Origin of the sequence: Rhodococcus sp. A14 (assembly GCF_011603105.1) — a bacterium.
In the GTDB taxonomy this organism is placed as follows: Bacteria; Actinomycetota; Actinomycetes; order Mycobacteriales; family Mycobacteriaceae; genus Rhodococcus_F; species Rhodococcus_F opacus.
On the sequence record NZ_JAAOQS010000256.1, the window covers coordinates 1 to 1,603 of the forward strand.

Consider the following 1,603-nt stretch of genomic DNA (forward strand, 5'->3'; position numbering starts at 1 on the left):
ACGCCCGATATTCACACGACGGCGGGAAAGCTCGCCGACCTGCGTAATCGTCAGGCCGAAGCGCAGCACCCCAGCGGTGACGCCGCGGTCGAGAAGGTCCACGCCAAGGGCAAGCTCACCGCCCGCGAACGCATCACCGCCCTGCTCGACGACGGCAGCTTCGTCGAACTCGACGCCCTCGCCCGGCACCGCTCGGTGAACTTCGGCCTCGCCGACAACCGCCCCGTCGGCGACGGCGTCGTCACCGGCTACGGCACCGTCGACGGCCGCGACGTCTGCGTGTTCTCCCAGGACGCCACCGTCTTCGGCGGCTCCCTCGGCGAAATCTACGGCGAAAAAATCGTCAAGGTCATGGACCTCGCCCTCAAAACCGGCCGCCCCCTGATCGGCATCAACGAAGGCGCCGGCGCCCGCATCCAGGAAGGCGTCGTCTCCCTCGGCCTCTACGGCGAAATCTTCCACCGCAACGTCCAGGCCTCCGGCGTCATCCCGCAGATCTCCCTGATCATGGGCCCCGCCGCCGGCGGCCACGTCTACTCCCCCGCCCTCACCGACTTCGTCGTCATGGTCGACCAGACCTCCCAGATGTTCGTCACCGGCCCCGACGTCATCAAAACCGTCACCGGCGAAGACGTCACCATGGAAGACCTCGGCGGCGCGCACACCCACATGGTCAAATCCGGCGTCGCCCACTACGTCGCCTCCGGCGAACAAGACGCCCTCGACTACGTCAAGGACCTGCTGTCCTACCTGCCGTCGAACAACCAGGCCGCGGCCCCCCGGATGCTGCCCACCGACCCGATCACCGGATCGATCGACGACTCCCTCACCGCCGAGGACCTCGAACTCGACACCCTCATCCCGGACTCGGCGAACCAGCCCTACGACATGCACGAGGTCATCCGCCGCATCCTCGACGACGACGAATTCCTCGAGGTCCAGGCCGAACGCGCCGGCAACATCGTCGTCGGCTTCGGCCGCGTCGACGGCCGCTCCGTCGGGATCGTCGCGAACCAGCCCACCGTGTTCGCCGGCTGCCTCGACATCGACGCCTCCGAAAAAGCCGCCCGCTTCGTGCGCACCTGCGACGCGTTCAACGTCCCCATCATCACCCTCGTCGACGTCCCCGGCTTCCTGCCCGGCACCGACCAGGAATACAACGGCATCATCCGCCGCGGCGCGAAACTCCTCTACGCCTACGGGGAGGCCACCGTCGGGAAGATCACCGTCATCACCCGCAAGGCCTACGGCGGCGCCTACGACGTGATGGGCTCCAAGCACATGGGCGCCGACGTCAACCTCGCCTGGCCCACCGCCCAGATCGCCGTCATGGGCGCCTCCGGCGCCGTCGGCTTCGTCTACCGCAAACGCCTCCTCGAAGCCGCCAAGAACGGCGACGACGTCGACGCGCTGCGCCTGCAACTGCAACAGGAATACGAAGACACCCTCGTCAACCCGTACGTCGCCGCCGAACGCGGCTACGTCGACGCCGTCATCCCCCCGTCCCACACCCGCGGACAGATCGTGGCCGCCCTGCGCCTACTCGAACGCAAAATGGTCACCCTCCCGCCCAAGAAGCATGGGAACATCCCCCTATGACCGC

1 protein-coding gene is annotated in these 1,603 nt (G+C 67.4%); it reads left to right on the forward strand.

Annotation, left to right across the window (positions count from 1 at the left end; genetic code table 11):
- Window positions 1-1,599, forward strand: a 1,599-nt coding sequence (locus G9373_RS45200) for an acyl-CoA carboxylase subunit beta (RefSeq protein ID WP_206033999.1), incomplete at its 5' end; no start/stop codon positions are given.
- Window positions 1,600-1,603: the final 4 nt, after the last annotated feature.